Source organism: Desulfopila sp. IMCC35006, assembly GCF_005116645.1.
Lineage (GTDB): Bacteria > Desulfobacterota > Desulfobulbia > Desulfobulbales > Desulfocapsaceae > Desulforhopalus_A.
On the sequence record NZ_SWCM01000005.1, the window covers coordinates 205,967 to 226,915 of the forward strand.

Sequence of the window (20,949 nt, forward strand, 5' to 3'; positions counted from 1 at the left end):
AAGAAGTCGACCGCTAATAGGGGGGTCGACTTCTTCAACTGTACCATGCTTCAAACTGACCGGTGTAAAGAGTCTCAAATAAAAAAGGTGCACCCGGATGGATGCACCTTGTAGTCTTTCAGAACATCAGGGTCTTACGGAAAGGTATGGCACTTAATACATGCTATACGTTTTTCGGCAACGTGTTTTTTATGTCCTTCGCTTTTCCATGATTTACTTCCATGACAGCTGCTGCAGACACCCTGTTTCACGCCGGTGGGCTCCTGAGTATGACAGCTGGCACAGGACAACCCTCTTCCTTCGTGATACGAATGCATGCTTTCCCAACCCATGCTTTTTTTCTCATGACAGAGGTTGCATGAGCGCACCGCTGCCGGGACGGTGTGATATCCCAGAGCGGCAAACGGCACAATACCGACTCCGTCTGGAGTAGACCCCGTGCCGTTATGGCACTCGGCGCAGGAAGGAGCCTTCTCTTTGGGATCGACACCATGGGTGATGAGCATCTCGGCATCGGCCTTGACCATAGAATAATTACCGGACAGACCCTGCTCTTCCATGCCCTTCTGGACGGCAATATCAAAATCACCGGTCATAAACATCCACATGATGGCCGGTGGGATGATCCTGCCACTCTCATGCAGGGGCATTGAGGAAAAATGCCGCTTGATGGGTACAATGTAAGATTTGCCGTCAAAGGGTTGGCCATTTGCTCTGGCCATATGGTAGACACCTGACGCATCGGCAGCAATTGTCTCACCGACATTGTAGACGTATGACGTCCCATCGAACCAGACATATTCAGGCTTCACATTTGCTGCTTTAACTTCCTCACCGACAAAGCCTCCCTGACCTGAACAAAAATTCTCATTCCACACAGGAGTACTCCAGTCCCTGGACATCTCCGTCGCACCACCCTTGGCGTACTCCCTTATATGACAGACCTGACAGCTGACCTGCCCCTGGGCATGCCTGTTCAAGGTTGCATTTGCATGAGGCTTATCAGTATGGCAGGCCTGGCAGGTTGGAGATGCAGCCTCGGTCGCCCGCAGATCGATGCCACGTCCGCTGATCTGATGATTCAGCGCGGCATGACAGTTAACACAGGAGAGATTGGCGCCATCTTTGGCCAGATGGACATCTTGAGAAATTGTCGCATTGGCGGAATTGAGACCCATATCACCACGCTTGGTCCAGTCACCGCCACCCGCTGTGGCATGACAGCGCAGACAAGATGCATTGGTCGGCAAGTGCACGGTCCTGGCAACATTGACCATGCTGGTGCCAGCAGCCATTTTATCGAAATCAGGGACGGTTGTATAGTTACCCTCGGCATCGACCTTGCCAAAAACATATGTTTTTACCTGTCCGAACACGTTCGTTACAGTCTCTGTGTTATTTGGATCGGCAATAAATTTCCGCTGGTATGCATCGCTATGACACATCAAACAGTCGACATCTTCAGGTTTTGGCGCATCCAGGGCATTGCCATCCCCCCGAACATGACAGGAGAAACAGGCACCTTTCGAAGACATGGCATAGGTACAGAAGGTGTTGATGCCACCTTTGCCTTTGCCAAGCGACTCACCTTTCGTGTTGGTGAGATCAGGTGTTGCCCCTGACCATTGCATATGCAGGCTGTCGAGCATCTCTGCCGCCTCTTTCTGATGACAGGTGATGCAGGTGGCAGGACCATTATATTCAGTAATGGTGTTATGAGCCTCAATGGGGCCGTTGACTGGTGGATCAACTACCGGCGGTGGATCGACAGGGGGATCGACGGGCGGGTCAACTACCGGTGGCGGATCGACCGGGGGATCGACGGGAGGATCAACTACCGGGGAATCGATTACAGCAAATGAGGCTGTGCTCCTGAGCCGCGATTTTCTGTCTCGAAGCTCGCATTTGTATTTCCAGTTTCCAATTTTCCCATTCGAAGGAACAACAAAATCGTACTTGGCAGCAATTCCATCAAGCTCCATGCCGGCCCCGGAAACCACCCGAAGGCCCTGAGGATTCGTTATGCTTATTTTTGCCGAACGTAACGAACTCCGCCACTCTCCACCTTCCGAACACTGAAACTGCACTGTCTTCCCAAGAGCCGGATTTGCCGGATTCGCCGACATTTTGATATACCGATCATGATCATCAGCATAACAGCTGCTGCTGATCATGATCCCTAAACTTACCGCAATTACAATCTGTTTCATACCAACCCTCCGAAGCTTTACCTGAATAAGACCCATCTTTCGTGCGAAAGCTATGGCCTCAGCTTTTTCTCCACAGCGTAGTACTTTGCAAAGAAGGTGCCACATTGTGTGCCTGACAATCCTTAATATTCTTTTACAGGAAGGATCAAATTTTTGCTGGATGGAAGTCGAGGCCCGTCTCTTTCTCGAAGCAGTTGGAAATGACGAGCGGCTCAAAAAAAAAAGGTGCACCCGAATGGGTGCACCTTGCTGAAAATTACAACATCACATGTTAAGTAAAGGTATGGCACCTTACGCAGTCATATCCTTTTTCCGTGACATGCTTTTTATGACCTTCAGAGGACGGCCAGGACTTGTTCCCATGACAGCTGCTGCAGACACCCTGCTTTACGCCGGTGGGCTCCTGAGTATGACAGCTGCTGCAGGATACTTTCTGGCGATGCGTGTTGTGCATGGCTTCCCAGCTTGCACTTTTTCGCTCATGGCAAAGAGTGCATGACCGTACGGCATCAGGCACCTTATGGTAGCCAAGCGCATCAAAGGGGAGCATGCCGGCGCCGTCCGGGGTTGAGCCGCTGTTATTATGACACTCTATGCAGGAAGGGGCCTTTTCCTTCGGTTCAACGCCGTGGGTGATGAGCATTTCGGCATCGGCCTGGTACATTGCATAGTTACCCGTATAATCACCGGCCCTGCCCTTGGCAGCCTGCTCTTCAAGCCCTTTTTGAACGGCCTGATCAAAATCACCGGTCATAAACATCCACATGATCGCCGGCGGAATGATCCTGCCACTGCTCACATCAAAAGGCATGTTGGTGAAATGTCGCTTAATCGGCACGATATACGACTTGCCGTCAAATGGCGAGCCGTTGGCTTTGGCCATATGCAGAATGTTATTTGCGTCGGGTTGGATTTTTTCACCAACATTGTACACATAGGAAGTACCGTCAAACCATACATAATCGGGCTTCACGTTGGCCTGTTTGACCTCATGCCCGACAAAACCACCCTGGCCGGAACAGAAAGTGGGATTCCAGGTAGGCTGGCTCCAGTCTCTGGACATCTCTGTTGCTCCACCTTTACCAAAGGTGCGAATATGGCAGACCTGGCAGCTGACCTGGCCCTGGGCATGCCTGTTCAAGGTTGCGTCGGAGTGCGGTGCCGTAGTATGACAGGATTTACAGGTTGGCGCCACAGCTTCGGTCTGGCGCAGATCTATGCCACGTCCGGCGATTTTATGGTTGAGGGCCGAATGGCAGTCTACACACGCGAGGCCGGCACCGTCTTTAGCCAGATGGACATCCTGCTCAACCGTTGCATTGGCGGAGTTCTTACCCATATCACCGCGCTTGGTCCAGTCACCGCCGCCAGCTGTGGCATGACAGCGCAGACAGGAGGTATTGGTCGGCAAGTGCACCGTTCTGGCGATATTGACCATGTTGGTGCCGACAGGCATTTTGGCAAAATCCGGCACGGTGGTATAATTGCCCTGGCCATCGACCTTGCCGAACACGTAGGTCTTTTTCACATTATCAACATTGGTTACGGTCACGGTATTATTTGGGTCTGTAACAAATGTTCGCTGATAGGTGTCATTATGACACATAAGGCAGTCGACATCCTCCGCTTTCACAGGATCGGGGGCATTGCCGTCGGCACGAACATGGCAGGAAAAACAGGCAGCCTTCGATGACATGGCATAGGTACAGAAGGTGTTGATCCCATCCTTGGCTTTACCAAACGATTTACCTTGAGTATTGGTTAGATTGGGCGTTGGCCCGGACCACTGCATATGCAGGCTCTGGAGCATCTCCGTTGCCTCTACCTGGTGACAGGCAATACAGGTTGCAGGGCCGTTGTAGGCAGTTATGGTATTGTGGGCAGGAATCGGGCCATCGACCGGTGGATCAACTGATGGAGGCGGGTCAATCGGCGGAGCTGTTGTTGTCGAATCGGCAACAACCAGATTAGCAGTCCGGGTTAATCGATTACTTCGATCCCGAAGTTCACATTGGAATTGCCAATTCCCATTTTGTTCATCTGCCGGGATGACAAAATCGTAATTTGCCGATAGACCGTCAATTTTCATATCAGCGCGGGAGATTACTGTCGTCCCCTTTGCATTTATTATATCTATGCGGCCTGATCGTAACCGGCGACTCCAGTCACCTACCCCATTACACTGGAACTGAACGCTTTCGCCAAGCACTGCTTCCGTCGGCGTTGTTGACATTTGTATGTCTCGATTCGCAGCATAACTGGCACCGCTGATCAAGACACCTAAACCGACGGCAATTAAAACTTTCTTCATACAACCCTCCAGGGTTTTTTGTTAGTGAAGACCACTGTTGCGCGCATTACAGGGCTCCCCTTGGACGTACACCACTATGTAGGAATTACTGTGCAAAAGAAGTGCCACAAAGTGCTTGTTTAGCATTTTAGCAACTTCTTTTGTTATTTCCTATCAATGACTAAACCTGGAGATTAATTATAAATATTATTAACACAGACCAATAATCGCATAAACTTAAGGACATGATACACCATCCGGAATGGATAACCGGCTACGGTGTCTGCTCCTCTTGCTTTCGAGCTCAAGACCTACGGAAAAATTGGCGGGCGAAGGGACGGTGCATTTTTTGCGGATGAGGGAGAAGCGACAGTACCAAATTTGCACTTCGCTCTGAGCGCAGAATAAGGGGCCCTGTAAAAACCCCCTAGTCTGACGGATCAAGATACCCCTGTTACGTGAAATTGAGCTGAATTATCGGTGAGAGGCAAAATTTATTTTGCGGAAGTATCCTGCTTTCTGGCTTTTCTCCTGCTGAAGGCAATCAGCCCGACTAGACCTGTACCAAAAAGCAGCATAGTAGCGGGCTCCGGCACAGGATTCACACTGACATTGTCAATCCCTGCTTTTGAGTATAAATTGCCAACGTTCTCATTTAATTGAAATCGCAATCGAGTGTTTGTTGTTGCAAAACTCGAAACATCAATTATCTCAGAATAAGAGCCATAAAGCAGTTGGCTTTTAAGCTTATTATCATTACCAGTGGAATGCAATCTATCGAGTGTGATGTTTACCGTTCCGCTATCAAAATCTCTCAGGATCGAGACGAACACATCCTTTACGCCTGTTGCTTGATCCTGGAAATCAAAGACCCAATCAAAAGAGACCTGAACCGTATTGAAACCTGAGACATCAAAATCTTGCCAAAGCCTGTTTGTGTTAGCATTGGTGCCATACCCCAATACAGCATAATTGCCATCCATTCCGTCAACCGGACCAGAAAAAATACCACTCGTTGCGGCGGTAAGCATTACATCGTTTGCGACCTTCCACCCATCAAGAGTACCCGTTTCAAAATCGCCATTGCGGATCAAATTTGCATTCGCCGTTCCAAGCCACAATAAACTTACAACACACATTGCCGATATCAAATTTGTTCTCATATTTTCTCCTTCATGTAGTTTGTGATATTGTGAAAATATGCATCTTCACCAGATGCGCCTGTTGCTTGCAGCAGGTTCAAGCAACCACTCCTGCAGACATGCTTTAGGTTGTTAGAGCAAAAGCCATACCACATCGTAATACTCTGATTTTTATTTCTTATATTTCAGAGCATTGCCCGATATTAAGTGTTTTCGCCCTGGTACAACAGCCGGTTTTTTCCGTCTTTCCGGATTCAACAGTCTGGGGGTTTCCTGTTTACTGGAAACATACCTGCTGCAGTCTGTATCCCTTCGCTGGCCCACTGTTACCCCGTGAGCCAGGAAGACTGAACAATACCTGTTAGCTGCTATTTAACAGTGAGGGACGTACTCACCGCCCCTTCAGGTCCAGATACAGTGAGGATGATGCCGCTGTCTGGCTGTAAGCCTTTTTTAATGGCCTTGGATATGGTCTTCTGCCACCGATTTTTCGAATTATTCCAGTTCAGCGCATAGGATCCCATTCCGGGGATAGTAACGTCCAGATCAGCATTACTGCCTTGAGCTGATGTGGCAAAGACCACAATTTTATCCGTGCTGGCGTTGTAAAGGGCCTTGGATATAGCAATCGTCAGGTCATAGCCGTCACAGTTCTGATCAATTGCATCGCCTACCACTTCAGGAGCGCCTGGATAGACGTTGGGATCGGCATCATTGCAGTCAACCGGAGTTCCACAGGACGCCTCGGCGTAAAAACCATCGCCATCCCCATCGCTGCACAGCGGCAGAACAAGATCCTGCCCATCACAATCCTGATCAATACCATCACCGGCCACTTCCGGCGCACCCGGATAAACAGCCGGATCGGTGTCATTGCAGTCAACCGGGGTTCCACAGGACGCCTCGGCAAAAAAACCATCGCCATCCCCATCGCTGCATTGACCAGACCCGGAGACATATGCCAGGGCATTGGCCGCATTGACCAGTCCGTAGCCGTAGACATTGTCTTCACCGACATCACCCCGATCAATTGACGAATGGGTTATGGCTGTTTCCAGATCATCAGGGGTCAAGGCAGGGTTGCTGCTTAACAGCAGCGCCATGGTTCCACTGACATGGGGAGCGGCAAAGGAAGTGCCGCTCACCAGCATGGTGGCATTGGGAAAAAGGCCGCCAAAGGTGAGATCGGAGGTATTTACCAGATAGCCCGGCGCGACTGCACCAGGATAAATACTTCCCTGCCCGCAGGCAGAAGGCCCCTGATTGGAAAACGACGTTATGAATTCGCTCTGATCGACCGCCCCGACGGCAAAGGCTCCGGGGTTGTTGGCAGGGCTGATGCTGGACGGTCCGCCTCCCTGATTACCGGCGGAAAACACGACACTTATCCCCAGCTGGCGCAAGGTTTGTATATCCGGTTCAAACTCCGTCTGACAACTGTTAATTGTCTCGGGAAATCCCCATGAGTTATTAACGATATCCGGGGCGTCATCGGTGTTAGGATCGTTATCCGGATCGAGCAGCCATTGGAACCCGGCATGAATATCACTCATCAGGGCGGAACCGCCGTCATCAAAAACCTTGACCGCTATCCATTTTGCCGCGGGTGCCATGCCTATGGCCGTTGCCCCCAGGTTCTGACCAGCCATGATACCCATCGTCTGCGTCCCATGGCCATTCGCATCATAGGGCAGACTATGCTGGCCGTGCGGATCAAACCAGCTATTGCCACCACCCCGCCAGTTACCGGCGAGATCAACATGGTTATAATCAACACCGCTGTCCATAGAGGCAACAACTACTCCCTGCCCCCGGTAACCTTGGGCCCATACGACATCGGCGCCAAGCATCGCAATGTTCCACTCTGTCGCAGCGCTTGCCGTACCAGCATCGACAGACAGAAGCATCGGCGCATCCAGCCTGATCTCAACAACTTCCGGACGTTTGGCTAATTTTTTTATAACGGAAGGCTTGGCTTTAATGGCTATTCCGTTAATGATCCACAGGCTGCGGACATCCGTCGCACCATCGCCTATCAAATAAGACTTTAAGGAAGTCTGATTCGCGGCGGCTTGTTGCTTCAGTTCTTTCAGCAGATGCAGTCTGCGCAGTTTTTTCGTGAATTTCTTAAACTGTTTTCTGTCAATCTGATCACTTAGTTGAACGATTACTGCGATTTCCTCTTTCGCTTTGGCGGTGTCAAGGACCTCCTGCAGTTGCGGGGTAATTGTACCGGCTGTGACAAATACAGCGGAGAGGAGGAAAAGGAGTAATGCACCAAATATGCTCGTTCTCTGTAGTATTGTATGCATAACTTTATCTCCTTATTTTCACCATCTGCTAAAAGCTTTTTTTGGCACCAAACAGTGTAAAACTGCTCGATAATATTCAGGCCAGGAACTTTACCTGTTACTCGACGATCAGGTTGTCAGCCCGAAAGTCTCCGATAACAACGCTGACCTTATCGCCGTTCTTGACGAGGCCATTGTTGCCGAAGAACATCCAGTAAATCCGGCCCTGCTGGGGCATATTGGAATTGCGCAACGATCCGACCTTGGCCGTATTCGGCACCGCCAGTACCTTGCCGCTGGCCTGATGGACGAGATAGGGTTTGATCTGTCGTTTAAAGAGGGGAGCTGCTTTGTCTTTATCAAGGACGCGATAACGAAAATCTATCATTCGATTGGCAGCCGTCATGCGCAGGGCCGTCAATTCAATCCCATATTGCTCTTTCAGCTGCTGCTCAAAGGCCTGACTGGTTTGCAGCGGTTCGGGTCTGGCCGGCATGGCGGCTCCATTGGCATCACCAGTAAAAGGAGGATTCTGCAGGAACAGACCGGCCAGCAAGAGGACCAGGATCAGGTATCGCTTAGATTTTATACAGCTGTTTGAAAATTTTTTTGAGTTCATATCAACATCTCCTTTTGCTACTCCAGGATAATGAAAGAACAGGTCAAACCGGGCACCGCAGGCAAAAGAGATAGCCGCCAATCTGCGCCTGCGTTGCAGACGCATTGGCTATCTCCTCCACTAGCCTGCCTATAAGGGAGGCAGGTCCCTGGCTCTCACTACATTGACGCGAACAGTTGCCGTATTGGATATCGCACCAACTGTATCGTTCACCGTATAGGTAAAGGTGTCCACTCCACGCCAGTTCCTTGGTGGAGTGTATGAGACGGTTCCATCAAAATTATTGATTACCGTACCACCACGAGTGGTGCCGCTGAGAGCGACGGTTGTCGCGTTGATACCATTGGCATCGGTATCATTTGCAGTCAGGCTGAAGGTGTTTCTGACGCCAACTCCTGTTGCCGAAGGGACACTGTTCCTGCGCACATAGGCGACATCATCCACCGCAACCGGATTGTCGTTTGCCGCTGTAATAACTACATTGGCACCTGCACACAGCACCGGGGTGCCATTGTCGCAAACCTCGTAGGGGTAGGTGCCGGTGACAGGATTGGCAATATTGATCGATCCATTCGGACTGACGATCCCACCTGCCGTCACGCTCAAGCTATCTCCGTCTACATCCTGATCGTTGGCCAGTACTCCCGGTGCTGCGACAACAAGAGGTACTCCGGCAACCGCATCGTAGGCATCATCAACAGCCGACGGTGCATCATTCACAGGATTGACAGTGATGGTCACCGTGGCAATGTTGCTGCTTGGAGTAGTGCCAACCGCCACTGTTTTGTAAGTGAAGCTGTCGTTACCGTTGAAATTTGGATTCGGAGTGTAATTAAATGAGCCGTCGGCACAGAGAAAACCACCGGCCGGGCAACTGAGTGTCCCCGCAGAAGTACCGGTTACCAGCTCGACCTGCGCAGGCGTTGGCAGGCCCGTGTCGTTTAACAGTACCCCTGCTGCTACAGGAACTGCAAACGGGGTGTCCTCAATGGCGGTATTATACAAATCATTTGCAGCAACTGGGCCACCACCGGCACCGGTGCCAACAGTCAATCTTGCAATCATGCCGTTACCGCGCCGGTCATAGAGAACATGCTCGCCGTCAGCGGTTGGCTGCCAGAAAGCCTCGACGGTTTTACCCGCCTGCAGACTCACCGAATACTGCTCCTTGGCAAACGGGTAGGCATTGCCGTCTTCAGCTTCCAAACGCATGTAGTCTCCACCACTGAAGGTCGGCACATGGAAATCGAGTCCTGCGTTGAGAAAACTCAGAACCGTTGGCTGACTTGTGTTGCCGGCAGGAATAGTTACCTCCTGCTGTCCGTTAACCAGATAATATCTGGGTTTGTAGGTGAGCGGGGTCGCAGCCGTAGCAGTACTGTGCAGTACCGGATCAATTTCACTGTACAGCAGGGTCACGTCGGCACCGGTATTGGCATAATCACCTATTTTTAAGGCGCCATAGAGTCCCATATGCACCTGCAGGGCCGGGTGGCTTCCGCTCATATAGAGGTAGGTCCCCGGACTTGCACCTACATTCTGCCAGAGGTAATCAACAATCCCGCCGGGGGGGGTTGGCGCTGTAAAAGAAGTAATCCGGGCGCCATTTCGCGCCGGCTGCGGCGCAACACCGAGGACCGGGATGGCTTTTTGGCCTGGAATGATAATAGAGACTGGTTCGCTGAGACAGTTACGCAGCCGGATTCTCAAATTACCGTTAGCCTGCAGGTCGACAGCCTTCAGTTCTGGCCCGACTGTCCATTGCGACGGGGAACCGCAGGCCTGCCCGGTATCTCTGGCAAAGCCCCACATATTAATCGTGCTGCCTCCCGGTGGAGTCCATGTTCCCGGAATGGCGACAAGATCAACTCGGGCAAAGAGTGGAGAGGCCATCAAGGTGAGTGTCGTTGCCATCACCACCGAGGTCCCCAATTTTGATATAGTTTTTTTATAGTTCATATCTTAACCCCCTGTTATTATTCAATCGGTACATTGTATGCTTCAATGATCATCATCGTCAGCATACCACCGGGAAAGATGTCCCAGTTGGTGAGCTCTTTTTCCGTGTGGGAATGCCACATGAAGCTGAAACCACCATTGGGGTTAAGGCCGCCTTCACCGGGAGGCAGAGTACCCAGGGAGCCAAGATACGGGCTGCCGCCCCACCAGCCGCCAAAGGCCAGTTCCTGGTTACCCGGCAGTACCACCGGGAAAGGTTTGCCGTGATCCGCACAGTATTCATGCGTTACAGGATCATACTTCGGAGCCCCGGGATCCTGCGCCTGACCAACTTCCTTGCCGTTACAGGTATGCGGCATATTGACATCGGTTCCGCCATAAATATCCCAGTTCAATCCTTCACCGGTCCAGGTGAAAAGGGCATCTACCGTTTTCCCTGGTGTCGCAGTAATGGTAAAACCCTCGGTACTGATGTCAGGCCCTGCTCCAGGCGTGCTTTCAAGCATCCTGCCGTCCCGGGCGATAACCCTGGCATGGTTGCCATGATGATGGAAGGGGTGCATTTCCCGTCCCCCCCCGACAACCCGCATCAGCAGAGTATCACCGGGGTGCATGCGCGGTACTGAGTTATAGGGCTGGGTCGGGAGCCAGAAAACATTCGGGGCAGCCAGATCGTCCGGTGCCGTCCGACCGTTGATAAACCAGTAATTGGAGAAATAGTTGTCAAGCATCGGTTGAATGCTGGAATGGTTTGGGCCATAGAACTCAACGGCCTGGTGAATATTGGGATCCATCTCGGTCAAAAAGAAGAGCTGTTCATAGGTATAGGCGGTATCAGGGTGTCCGTACGCTTGTGGAGAAGCGGCGTTAAACCCGGTCGGACGAACAATGATCGCCCCGGTCAAACCCATCTCCATCTGCAGGCCCGGATTGGTACCGCTGTGGTAGGTATAGGTTCCGGGTTTCCCGGCGACAAAGGTATACCGCACCACATCACCATCGTTCTCTGCTTCAAGTGTCAGGTCACCTTGTACACATGGATCTAAACCACCGCCGCCTGATGTCACGCAGGTTGCGGTTGCTGCATGCCCCGGAAAAACCATAGATACTGGAGGAACTGCACCACCGGTAACAAACAGATCGTTTTTGAGGAAAATGTTTACCGTCTGCCCCTGGTTGACAATCAGGGTCGGGCCGGGATACTGCGCACGGCCATTGCCATCGACATTGGCATAGCCCCAGAGAAGCATGGAACCGCCGTCCGCCGTGCTGACATAATCGGCTTTGACCGTCAGGTTAAAATTATTTCCGCTGAGGCCGTCTATCGCCGCCTGTACACCACCCGAAGAAAAGAGCAGAAGTACGGCCGCGAAAACAGCAACCATATTGAGAGGTCTGTATTCAGATATTTTCATGGCGTCACTCCTTAATTAATAACGATTTCCGTCATCATACCACCGTACTCCTCCTGATCATTATTGAGGTAGTTCAGGTTGCTGGTATAGAGGACATAAGTACCGGGAGCCACACCAGCGGTGTCGAGGATCACATCCACTGATTCACCGCCTCCGAGGGTGACCGAATTGGTTTTATAATAGAGATCTGCCCCATTGGGAGCCCGCAGCAGCTTGGCATCCCTGCCCACCACTTCCATTTTGATCCCCGAACTTTGCAGGGTATAGTAGCGGGTGATTGCCAGATTGGAGATCCGCAGCAATATTCTTTGATTCGGAGCCGCCTGAATCAAAGAGCTGACCGGCTGAGAGGTTTGCAGCCTTGGGTTGTCAGGGTTATTGGTGGGGTTTGCTGAACTGCCGTCGGTGGGGGGGAACGTATTCGTCCGCCCATCTGCAGTGTCCGGATACCCCCGACCGTTTATCATCGGATAGTTATCCCGCATAAGCGCAAAAGGCAACGGTTGCACCGTCTCACTGGAATCATGAAAAGCACCGTCAAAAGATCCCAGCTGAATCGGGTATTCCACATCGTAGCCAGTGGATCCGTCGACGTCATTATAGGCGAACTGGGTGTAGGTCCTGCCGTTATAGGATATTGACGTGCCGTTTTGGGCAGGTTTGACATAGAGACTGCCGAGCATGCCCATCTGCATATGTTCAGTAGCCTCGACATGACAGTGGTACATATACGTACCCGGATCGTTCAGTTTATAATAATACGTGAGAGTTGACCCCATATTAATAGCAATACCGCTTTCCGGCAGGCCGTCGAACACCGTTGACGATTCGGGATACCCATGGAAGTGGACCGTGTGCGGGTCGAACAAATCGGGCCGAATCATCATACCTACGTTGGTCAGGCTGAGGTAAAACTCCGTATTCTCGTCCAGTACAATCGTAGGCGCCGGCCAGTTCTGAGAGAGTACGCCTTTTGCAACTGCCTGATCTTTTTCTGCCTGCGAGGCGGTGGGCAATCCTGTTAGATCGGCAAAACCGAAGATATATTTGATTGATCCATCAGCCATCGTTGCGTACCCATCTCCGGCGGATAGATGCATGCACTGTACAGCCGGATCGGTGCTGATGGCGTTGCCATTTGTGTCAGTCGGACATTTCACGTCCACTCCGGCATTGGCCACTGCTGCCCCAGAGAGACAAAACAGACCGGCCAGAAGCGGGATACTGTATTTCTTTGTCGTTTTCATATTTTCACCTATGCCGTTGCTCCGGGCAGGAGAACCCGCCCGGAGGGAATAGTTTGGTTATCGGATTTAATGGAATTCATCAGCACCAATATCTGCGCTGCCGCCCCATGGGCGCGACTCAAGATCAAAGTCATCAGATATAAAGCTGTTTGTTCCCTTATCCAGGGCTGCAGAACCCAGCTGGATATGATAGTCGCGGGTCTGGGTCAGAGGTCCATAGCGCAGGCGAATAAAGTTGCCTCCTTCATCCAAAGCCGGAGGAGCAGCAATGGCAGTATTGACTTCCGGGAGAAACGTGGTTGTCTCCCGATTTCCGTTGAAGGTACCGGCAACAAACAAAGGATCGCCGCCGTTGGAATCAATACAGTCAGTACAGGTAAGAGAACCTGCAGCGCCAATTACAGCCAGATCACTGAAGATAGGATCAGGCCCTGGTGCGTTGGTACAATTCAAGCCAACGGCACCAGCGATATCGGGACAGAGCCCGGTGCGCACATTGTCCAGGTCGGTACTATCCAGCAACCAGTAGAACATACGGTTCTGATAAACAATGTTGTTACTGAGAGAAGGCTCTGAGTAGCCCGGATTAGCAACCAGGTCGATATGGCGATGCGAGGCGATACCTGCTCCCGGCTGCGGGTTGGATTGACTTGGGATGCCGGGACTGAAGGCGGCACCGCTTGTTGAGGTATTATCATTGTGGGCGATGGTGTTGTACAGGATATTCGCTCCCAGAGTGTCCTGGATGGAAATACCGCCACCCGACAGGGCTGCAACGTTATTGACGATAATATTATTAATGACATCAACCCGGTAATTGAAATTACGGACATTGCCATTTGGTCTGACGTTAACGTCCTGGCCATTTACACGACTGAGCTGAATACCACCACCGTCGCCGGCACCAGCCGAGTTCCCTTGAATCAGGTTACGCAGAATCTGTACGTTACCAGCTCCGGGAGACAGGGTACCGTTGACCAGAGGAGCCGCTCCTGCAACCAGAATACCACCACCGTTGGTGGGCGCTCCCTGGTTAAAGTTTTCATTGAAGGTAATCCGGTTATCAGCAATAAGCGGATACGAACTGTTCCTGTTGTTTCTGTCGCTGAGCCCGTAATGGGCAATACCGGCACCATCGGCTGTGGTAAAGTTGCCACAGACATAGTTACTGGTTACCGCATAGGAATCAGAACCGGTGTGGAGCGCTATCCCGCCGCCGGCTACATCAAGGCCGCCGTTTTGCACGACAGCGTTATGGTGAATGTTGATATAGTTGTTCTGTGCGTCTGTATACTCTTCGTTAAGGGCGACCAGAGGATGGCCAACCCGGATCCCACCAGCATAGGTAGCACTGTTATTGACGATTTTCAGGTTGGAGATCTCAAGATAATCGGCAAACCCGTTGACGACTACCCCGCCACCGGTATCGGCACCGGAGATATTGAAGCCATCAATCCGGGCTTCCCTGTTTCGACCGAGGCTAAACCTGTTCGCTCCAGTCGCTTTTGCCAGTACAAAGACCCCGGCTCCTTCTTCACTGAAAAAAGTAGTCGGTTCGATGCCGCCAAAACCAAGTCCCTGGCCATCGATGAGATCAACACTGCCATCACTGACGAGTTGTTCCGCCAGGGTTCTCCAGGCAACCAGCTTCTCCGCCGGAGTCTTGACTGCATTGATAAAGGTGGAACCTTCACCCCAACCCTGAAGCTGGACCGGTTTCCACATGATCACCATCTCATCGTAGGTTCCCGGTGCGACCAGAATCAGATCATTAGGCTCGGCATTATTAATAGCCTCCTGGATTGATTCGCCGTTGGCAACGGTCTGGATACCAGCACGGTTTCGCAGACCCACCTGTACCGTCACACCGGTAACGGTTTCATTGCCTCCCCGGCTGCCTCGGGTAACTAACAACTGTTTGCCACCCCTGCTGCCAAAGTTAAAACCATTGGGGATGGTTACCGCGATTAAGGTTGGTGACCAATTTATGTTAGTGGCAGCTATCTCTATGCCACCGATGGTCACTTTATTATTGGAGTTGTTGCCTCCAAAATTATAGTTCCTGGTTATGGTCTTCGGTTCAGTTCCGCCAACCCCGTCATAGGCAGGATTCGGCACTTGTACACGATTCCCCATGGAGGTGATCAGAATGGTATGGTTGCCACTCACGACCCCGCTATTGCTGGCAGGAATATACGGCCCGCCACCAACACCATTGGTCGACACACTGACGCTTTTGATGCGCGGTGTAAAGTCTTCAATCTCACAGTCCAGAGGGTTCTGATCGGGTCCGGCAAAAGCTGCCACCGGTAATACCGGTGTATCCAGATAGGTGGTAGAACCAGGCATATACTGGAATGTGTAACAGAACTGGCTGTACTGCGGATTATGCTGCGGATCAACACTCCCGTCCCCCCTGAGTTTTGCGTTCATACAGGTGGTCAGCATGTTTGGCGACATTCCGCTTGGCTGGGGAAGGTTCGCTGTAAAGGTAGAAGGGACTAAAGCATTATAGACCCCATACTCATCCGACACGGTCCGCCCGATTTCCCGGCCAGTCCAGTCGCGGATAGATACCGGCAGGAAGGGAGGTGCATACTTCTCACCAAACTGGGGTGAGGCCGGGTCATATTCATTGGCGGTATCATCGAGCATAAAGCCAATGATGTGACCGGAGATAGGCACCTCGGTAAAGAGGGAAAAATCAACCGCGGCGTTCTGCGTACCGGACAAGAGTATTTCCTTGCGATCGCAAAGTGGCAACTGCTGTCCGGCAAGTGGTGCAGCGACCCCTGGAAAAAGGGTCAGGTTCGCCGGAACCGTATATCCTGGCTGACTATCTCCATCAACATCCGCAAAGTTTACACATTTCGGCGGTAACAATTGGGGAGCTGGAACATAGGTGTTACCAAAATCAACGTTGCGGTCCTGCGAACGGATCACTTCGTACCCTTGTGGTGGCACGACTTCAACGACATATTTACCAGGTCGCATATAACCGACATCAGGGTTATTTGCAAAATCCGGTACATTTATCCAGGTCGGCTGAACACCACCGAAGTCATCCTGAATGCTGAACGTTGGGCCAAAGGCATACCCGCCGTCAAACACTCCAGGTCGTACCTGGTTCCAGTTGCGCATACCATCATAACAGTCTGTCGGGACACCACGGAACACATAAGGATCATCCGTTGTGCTGCCGGCATTCACTCCGTACTGGCAGTTTGTCGGCAGGTTGTCATCCCAGCTGTCGGTTGTGGTTGTGGCAATTGGTGGGGCGTTGGGATAATTCGGATCATTAGCATCGTACAAATTGACCGTAACATTGGGGATACCAGGTTCCCATGGTTCAGCGGCGGCCAGTTCGGGATTGTCTTCAGCACGGGTAACTGCGTACATCACCACCCCAGAGATTCCACCGTTTTCCCCGAAACCATAAAGGGTTTTACCCCACTCGACCACATTGGTCTGGCCAAGAAATCCTTGAAAACCCTGGGTGAGCACCGGGCCAACTTCGGATCGGGTGAAAAGATCGCCATATACATTGCCGTCAGGATCAAACGGATTATCCTGCACCTGTGGGTTCAGCTGATCGCCGAATGACAAGTCGGTCCCGAAAGGTATCGGGCCACCGTCATCAACGGTAACTGTTGCACCGGTCGCCTTAAACCTGGCGAAATCGACTTCAGCGATAAACCATGAGAAAAAAGGAAAATTCTGATCAAAGGGTACAAAACCTTCAGTATCGGTTGGAAATGTTTGATAAATGGTACCATCACGAAAGCGTAAGTTAACGGTTTGCTCAGGAATCCCGACCTCATTTGCATCCCTGACCCCGTTCTGGTTGACATCGTTAAATACATGATGCTCCATGCGATTGAACCATTGAAAAACCGGAACATCGCCGAGATTACAATCAGCAATGCCATTGCAGCTGCCATCAGCCGCAATATTGATGGTATTTTTGGCAAAGACAATGTCCAGAGCATCATCCCAAACGACCAGTTGATACTGTCCGGGAGGCACACCGGCTATACTGAAATTACCATTATCGGTGCGGGCTGCATATAAACCGTCACCGAGCACCCCACCTGACATGGCATTCAAACCAATCCATGGGGTTGTATGCGGGAAAGGCCCACCGCTATAAAAGACTGTGTCCGGCGGGCGGGAAAGATGGAGATTGACCACCTGACCACTGATGGTTGATCCGCCCGTCAGCACATCTGTTCTCTTATACACCTTCGCTGGGCCGGCAGGGACAAAACCAAATTCCGTATGGGGTCCCGGAGGCCCGAATTCAGCAAAGAAAGGCGGTTCGTTAGCCTTTACCCAGGCATCGATAATCTTTGTTCCTTCAATGGTGGACGTCTGCACCCAGTCATTAGTGTTCGGTGGAACAGCCTGGACACCATATTTACCGGGGGCCAGATTCTTGATGACAACACGACCATCCGGTCCTGTTGCACAGCCGCCAGGACCAGCTATAACCGGGTTACCATCACTATCCAGGACGTAGCTGCCATCAGCATTTTCCTGATAGGAGGTACACAGATCATTGCCATACACGTCCTTGCTCTGGGTTCCGGCTGAAGCACCGTACTTACCGCCGGCATCCTCCAGGATGATAGAGAAGCCCGCGAGTCCATTTTCGCCCTGGTCCCAGACATTATTTATCGGGGCAATATCCTCATGGACAAATATGCTTATCTGGGCCGTAGGGATCGGCAGACTGGTGACATAGACAGTCACCTCACCGGCTGGATTACCTTTGAACTGTGCACCGCCGATGGTATATCCGGGCTCTATGGTAGAAGAACCGGGCAGTACTGATATGAAATAATTTTTATTGGGATCAAGCGGGGTCGCATTGCCAAGAGCACCAATATTACTCTGGTCCCCTTTGGCAACTACCGGCATATAACTCCGGTGAAAACTGACCGACAGGGTGTTACGATTCGGATCACCCACCCGCCAGTTCGGATCAATTGCCGGTCCGTTAATACCCGCCTGATTTGGCTCCGTCCGTACAGTGCCATCGCTATTCAGCTGGACATGGTACGTTTTATCCTCCTCTACCAGCCAGCGGTAGGGAGTATTGATTACGCTGCCGCTCGAGTCACGTAAAACAAGATTCATTGCTTGAGCAGTATTGACAAGACATACCACAAGGCTGAAACTGATAAGCACAGCCAAGAGGCCTTCATATATCGATTGATTCGGTACGCATTGTACATTCGGTGCATTCGGCATTTTCATAATACCCCCTCCTCTATTTTGACTTCCAGTGGTTCGGGTTACACACACTCCCCACCCTGCAACATATTATTTCCTGCTGTGCACTTGACTGCGTGCTTGATCTCCAGGCGCTCAGCCAATAGGTTGTCGAGCCCCAGCAGAACGGCCAGCGACCTCGAGTTTAGATATCTTTCAAGATCTTCAATTGTTTTCCATTCCTCCAGAAGATAAAAAATATCCTTATTCTCCATATCCTGATAGAAATCTGCACTGGTACAACCCTCATCTTTCACCACCTGATCGGCCAACCCTTTGATAGTCTGGATTATCTCTCGTCTTTTTCGAGACAACCCGTGTATTTTAATGGTGGTAACTATCATCCGGACCTCATAGTTTTCAAACTACAACCGACCTGTTTATGATATGGATTATCAATAACCATACCAGAAATGCCACTTTGTCGTACTTTTCACACTATGTCAGGGTCTACGGGAAAATAATGAAGACAACAGCGAGTGCAGCAATAGGTTTAAGATGGCAAATAGGTGGCCAAATATGGCCACCCGGCTATATTTGGCCACCTATTTGACCAACTGATGAAGGTGTGAATGTAGCGAGAAAGAGGAGGTACGGGGGAGGAAAGGAGGATTTAAGGCTTGCGTAGGTTATGTTTTACCATCTTGGCTCGCAGGGTGCTCCGCTGCAAACCCAGGATCTCCGAAGCGCTGTTTTTGCCGCTGACCTTCCAGTCAGCTTCTTCCAACACCTTGAGGATGTAGGATCGCTCCATTTCCTCCAGGGTCAGAAAGTCTGTTGTCGATTTCTCGAGGGATTGTTCCAGTTTGTCAGCCAGGCTGAGCTTGGAGCCTGTGCTGCTGATCACCGCCCGCTCAATAACATTCTCCAGTTCCCGGACGTTACCGGGCCAGCTATAGTTTTTCAATTGCTGCATGACGTTAAATGGAATGGTACCGATCGGTTTCTTGAGTTTTTTGGTAAAACGTTCAAAAAAGAAGGTCGTGAGCTGGGGGATATCGTCGATTCGATCTCTCAAGGGCGGCGCGGTTATCGGAAAAACATTCAATCTGTACCAGAGGTCTCTCCGAAACAAACCTTTATTCACGTCATCCTCCAGGTCACGATTGGTAGCGGCAATAATACGGACATCTACCTTCGTTGTTCGCGCACTGCCGAGCCGCACAAATTCCCCTTCCTGCAACACCCGTAAAAGTTTTGCCTGCAGTTCCAGTGGCAGTTCACCTATCTCGTCGAGAAAGATAGTCGCCTTATCGGCAAGCTCGAAACGGCCAAGCTGTCTGGTATACGCACTGGTAAAAGCCCCCTTCTCATGGCCGAACAGCTCACTTTCGATGAGATTGGCGGGCAAGGCGGCACAGTTGATCTTGATCATTGGCCGGCCTTTACGCAGGCTGGTGTTATGAATCGCCCTGGCAAAAAGTTCTTTGCCGGTTCCTGTTTCCCCGAGCAGAAGAACGGTCGTATCCGTCGCGGCAATCTGTTCTATCTTAAAAAGGACATACTGGAGGGCATTACTGCTGCCGATGATATTGTCATAGTTGAAAGACAGTTTTATTTCTTCCTGCAGGTAGGCACTTTCCGCCTCGAGTTGTACTTTACAGCTGGCAACTTCTGAAAGAGTATGCCGTAATCTGTTTTCATATTCTTTTTGCCGGGTAATATCCTGATTGCTCGACCGATAGCCGAGAAACTCACCCTCATCACCGGTAACGGCCTGACAGGTATGGGCAATCCAGCGAACTTTTCCATCACGCCGGACGATGCGGAATTGCAGCTCGCGTAAATCGATTTTCTCCTCTCCGTCGTGCAGGTGCTCAGCAAATTTTTCTTTATCTTCCGGAAAAATTATATCCTTGAGCAGAGAAGGGTTTTCCATGAACTCATTGGCATGATACCCGGTAATTCTATGACAGGAGGGAGATATATAGAGAAAACTTCCGTCCGGCCGGGTCCAGGATTCGAGGTTATATGCAAAATCAGCCAGGATACGAAATTTGCATTGTTCTCGAAGCAGGCAATTCTCCAATTCTTTTTGCCTGGTCATATCGCGAAAAAACCTGATATAGCAGATCAACCTCCCGTTATCATGAGTAAATATACTGTCATTGGTTTCGGCTGTGAAAATCCCCCCATCTTTTCGGCGAAAACGGGCTTCAACTGCACCGGATTTTTCTCCAGTGTTCCACTTGAATGCTGCCTGTTCCAGTTGCTGGTAATCCTTACTGCAGCTATAAAGAAATTCCGCTTTTTGACCCAGAAATTCTTCTTCCATGTAGCCAAAAAGGTTTTCCATGGCCGGATTGACCATGATGATCCGCTGCTCACCATCAATACATATTACGCCGTCGGAAATTGAAGCAAAAATCTGCCTGAACTGAGAAATCTCGAGGTGGAGATACTCCACCTCGAATTTCAATGCCGAGACAAAGTTTTCCAGGACAGTCTGATTGTCATTTTCCGCCATATCTATGACCTAAGATAATTTCTCCCATTGCGGCT

General features: G+C 50.9%; 11 protein-coding genes. All 11 read right to left on the reverse strand.

What is annotated here, in order from left to right:
• Positions 1–134 precede the first annotated feature (134 nt).
• Positions 135–2,210, reverse strand: a complete 2,076-nt coding sequence (locus tag FCL47_RS10900; protein WP_153306365.1) for a hypothetical protein — start codon at positions 2,208–2,210, stop codon at positions 135–137.
• Positions 2,211–2,481: 271 nt separating this feature from the next.
• Positions 2,482–4,521, reverse strand: a complete 2,040-nt coding sequence (locus FCL47_RS10910) for a hypothetical protein (protein ID WP_136813531.1) — start codon at positions 4,519–4,521, stop codon at positions 2,482–2,484.
• A 473-nt stretch (positions 4,522–4,994) separates the two neighbouring features.
• On the reverse strand, positions 4,995–5,663 hold the full coding sequence (locus FCL47_RS10915) for a PEP-CTERM sorting domain-containing protein (RefSeq protein ID WP_136813532.1): 669 nt from the start codon (positions 5,661–5,663) through the stop codon (positions 4,995–4,997).
• Positions 5,664–6,010: 347 nt separating this feature from the next.
• Entirely contained in the window at positions 6,011–7,954 is a 1,944-nt protein-coding gene (locus FCL47_RS10920; RefSeq protein WP_136813533.1) for a S8 family serine peptidase, read from the reverse strand.
• Positions 7,955–8,051: 97 nt separating this feature from the next.
• On the reverse strand, positions 8,052–8,657 hold the full coding sequence (locus FCL47_RS10925) for a hypothetical protein (protein ID WP_136813534.1): 606 nt from the start codon (positions 8,655–8,657) through the stop codon (positions 8,052–8,054).
• Between the two features lie 24 nt (positions 8,658–8,681).
• Positions 8,682–10,511: an Ig-like domain-containing protein gene (locus FCL47_RS10930; RefSeq protein WP_136813535.1), complete on the reverse strand. Its 1,830-nt coding sequence runs from the start codon at positions 10,509–10,511 to the stop codon at positions 8,682–8,684.
• 17 nt (positions 10,512–10,528) lie between these two features.
• On the reverse strand, positions 10,529–11,926 hold the full coding sequence (locus FCL47_RS10935) for a multicopper oxidase domain-containing protein (RefSeq protein ID WP_136813536.1): 1,398 nt from the start codon (positions 11,924–11,926) through the stop codon (positions 10,529–10,531).
• 11 nt (positions 11,927–11,937) lie between these two features.
• The gene (locus tag FCL47_RS10940) at positions 11,938–13,173 is read right to left on the reverse strand and encodes a multicopper oxidase domain-containing protein (protein ID WP_136813537.1); all 1,236 of its coding nucleotides are present in this window, start codon (positions 13,171–13,173) and stop codon (positions 11,938–11,940) included.
• A 66-nt stretch (positions 13,174–13,239) separates the two neighbouring features.
• Positions 13,240–18,432, reverse strand: a complete 5,193-nt coding sequence (locus FCL47_RS10945) for an SdrD B-like domain-containing protein (protein ID WP_136813538.1) — start codon at positions 18,430–18,432, stop codon at positions 13,240–13,242.
• Between the two features lie 38 nt (positions 18,433–18,470).
• Positions 18,471–18,791 (reverse strand): putative quinol monooxygenase, encoded by a 321-nt coding sequence (locus FCL47_RS10950; protein ID WP_136813539.1) that lies wholly within the window; start codon positions 18,789–18,791, stop codon positions 18,471–18,473.
• A 269-nt stretch (positions 18,792–19,060) separates the two neighbouring features.
• Entirely contained in the window at positions 19,061–20,914 is a 1,854-nt protein-coding gene (locus FCL47_RS10955) for a sigma 54-interacting transcriptional regulator (RefSeq protein WP_136813540.1), read from the reverse strand.
• Between the last annotated feature and the right edge of the window lie 35 nt (positions 20,915–20,949).

Coding starts and splice junctions, on each gene's coding strand:
- FCL47_RS10900 (WP_153306365.1), bottom strand. CDS start 2,210: ATGAAACAGATTGTAATTGCGGTAAGTTTAGGGATCATGATCAGCAGC.
- FCL47_RS10910 (WP_136813531.1), bottom strand. CDS start 4,521: ATGAAGAAAGTTTTAATTGCCGTCGGTTTAGGTGTCTTGATCAGCGGT.
- FCL47_RS10915 (WP_136813532.1), bottom strand. CDS start 5,663: ATGAGAACAAATTTGATATCGGCAATGTGTGTTGTAAGTTTATTGTGG.
- FCL47_RS10920 (WP_136813533.1), bottom strand. CDS start 7,954: ATGCATACAATACTACAGAGAACGAGCATATTTGGTGCATTACTCCTT.
- FCL47_RS10925 (WP_136813534.1), bottom strand. CDS start 8,657: ATGCGTCTGCAACGCAGGCGCAGATTGGCGGCTATCTCTTTTGCCTGC.
- FCL47_RS10930 (WP_136813535.1), bottom strand. CDS start 10,511: ATGAACTATAAAAAAACTATATCAAAATTGGGGACCTCGGTGGTGATG.
- FCL47_RS10935 (WP_136813536.1), bottom strand. CDS start 11,926: ATGAAAATATCTGAATACAGACCTCTCAATATGGTTGCTGTTTTCGCG.
- FCL47_RS10940 (WP_136813537.1), bottom strand. CDS start 13,173: ATGAAAACGACAAAGAAATACAGTATCCCGCTTCTGGCCGGTCTGTTT.
- FCL47_RS10945 (WP_136813538.1), bottom strand. CDS start 18,432: ATGAAAATGCCGAATGCACCGAATGTACAATGCGTACCGAATCAATCG.
- FCL47_RS10950 (WP_136813539.1), bottom strand. CDS start 18,791: ATGATAGTTACCACCATTAAAATACACGGGTTGTCTCGAAAAAGACGA.
- FCL47_RS10955 (WP_136813540.1), bottom strand. CDS start 20,914: ATGGCGGAAAATGACAATCAGACTGTCCTGGAAAACTTTGTCTCGGCA.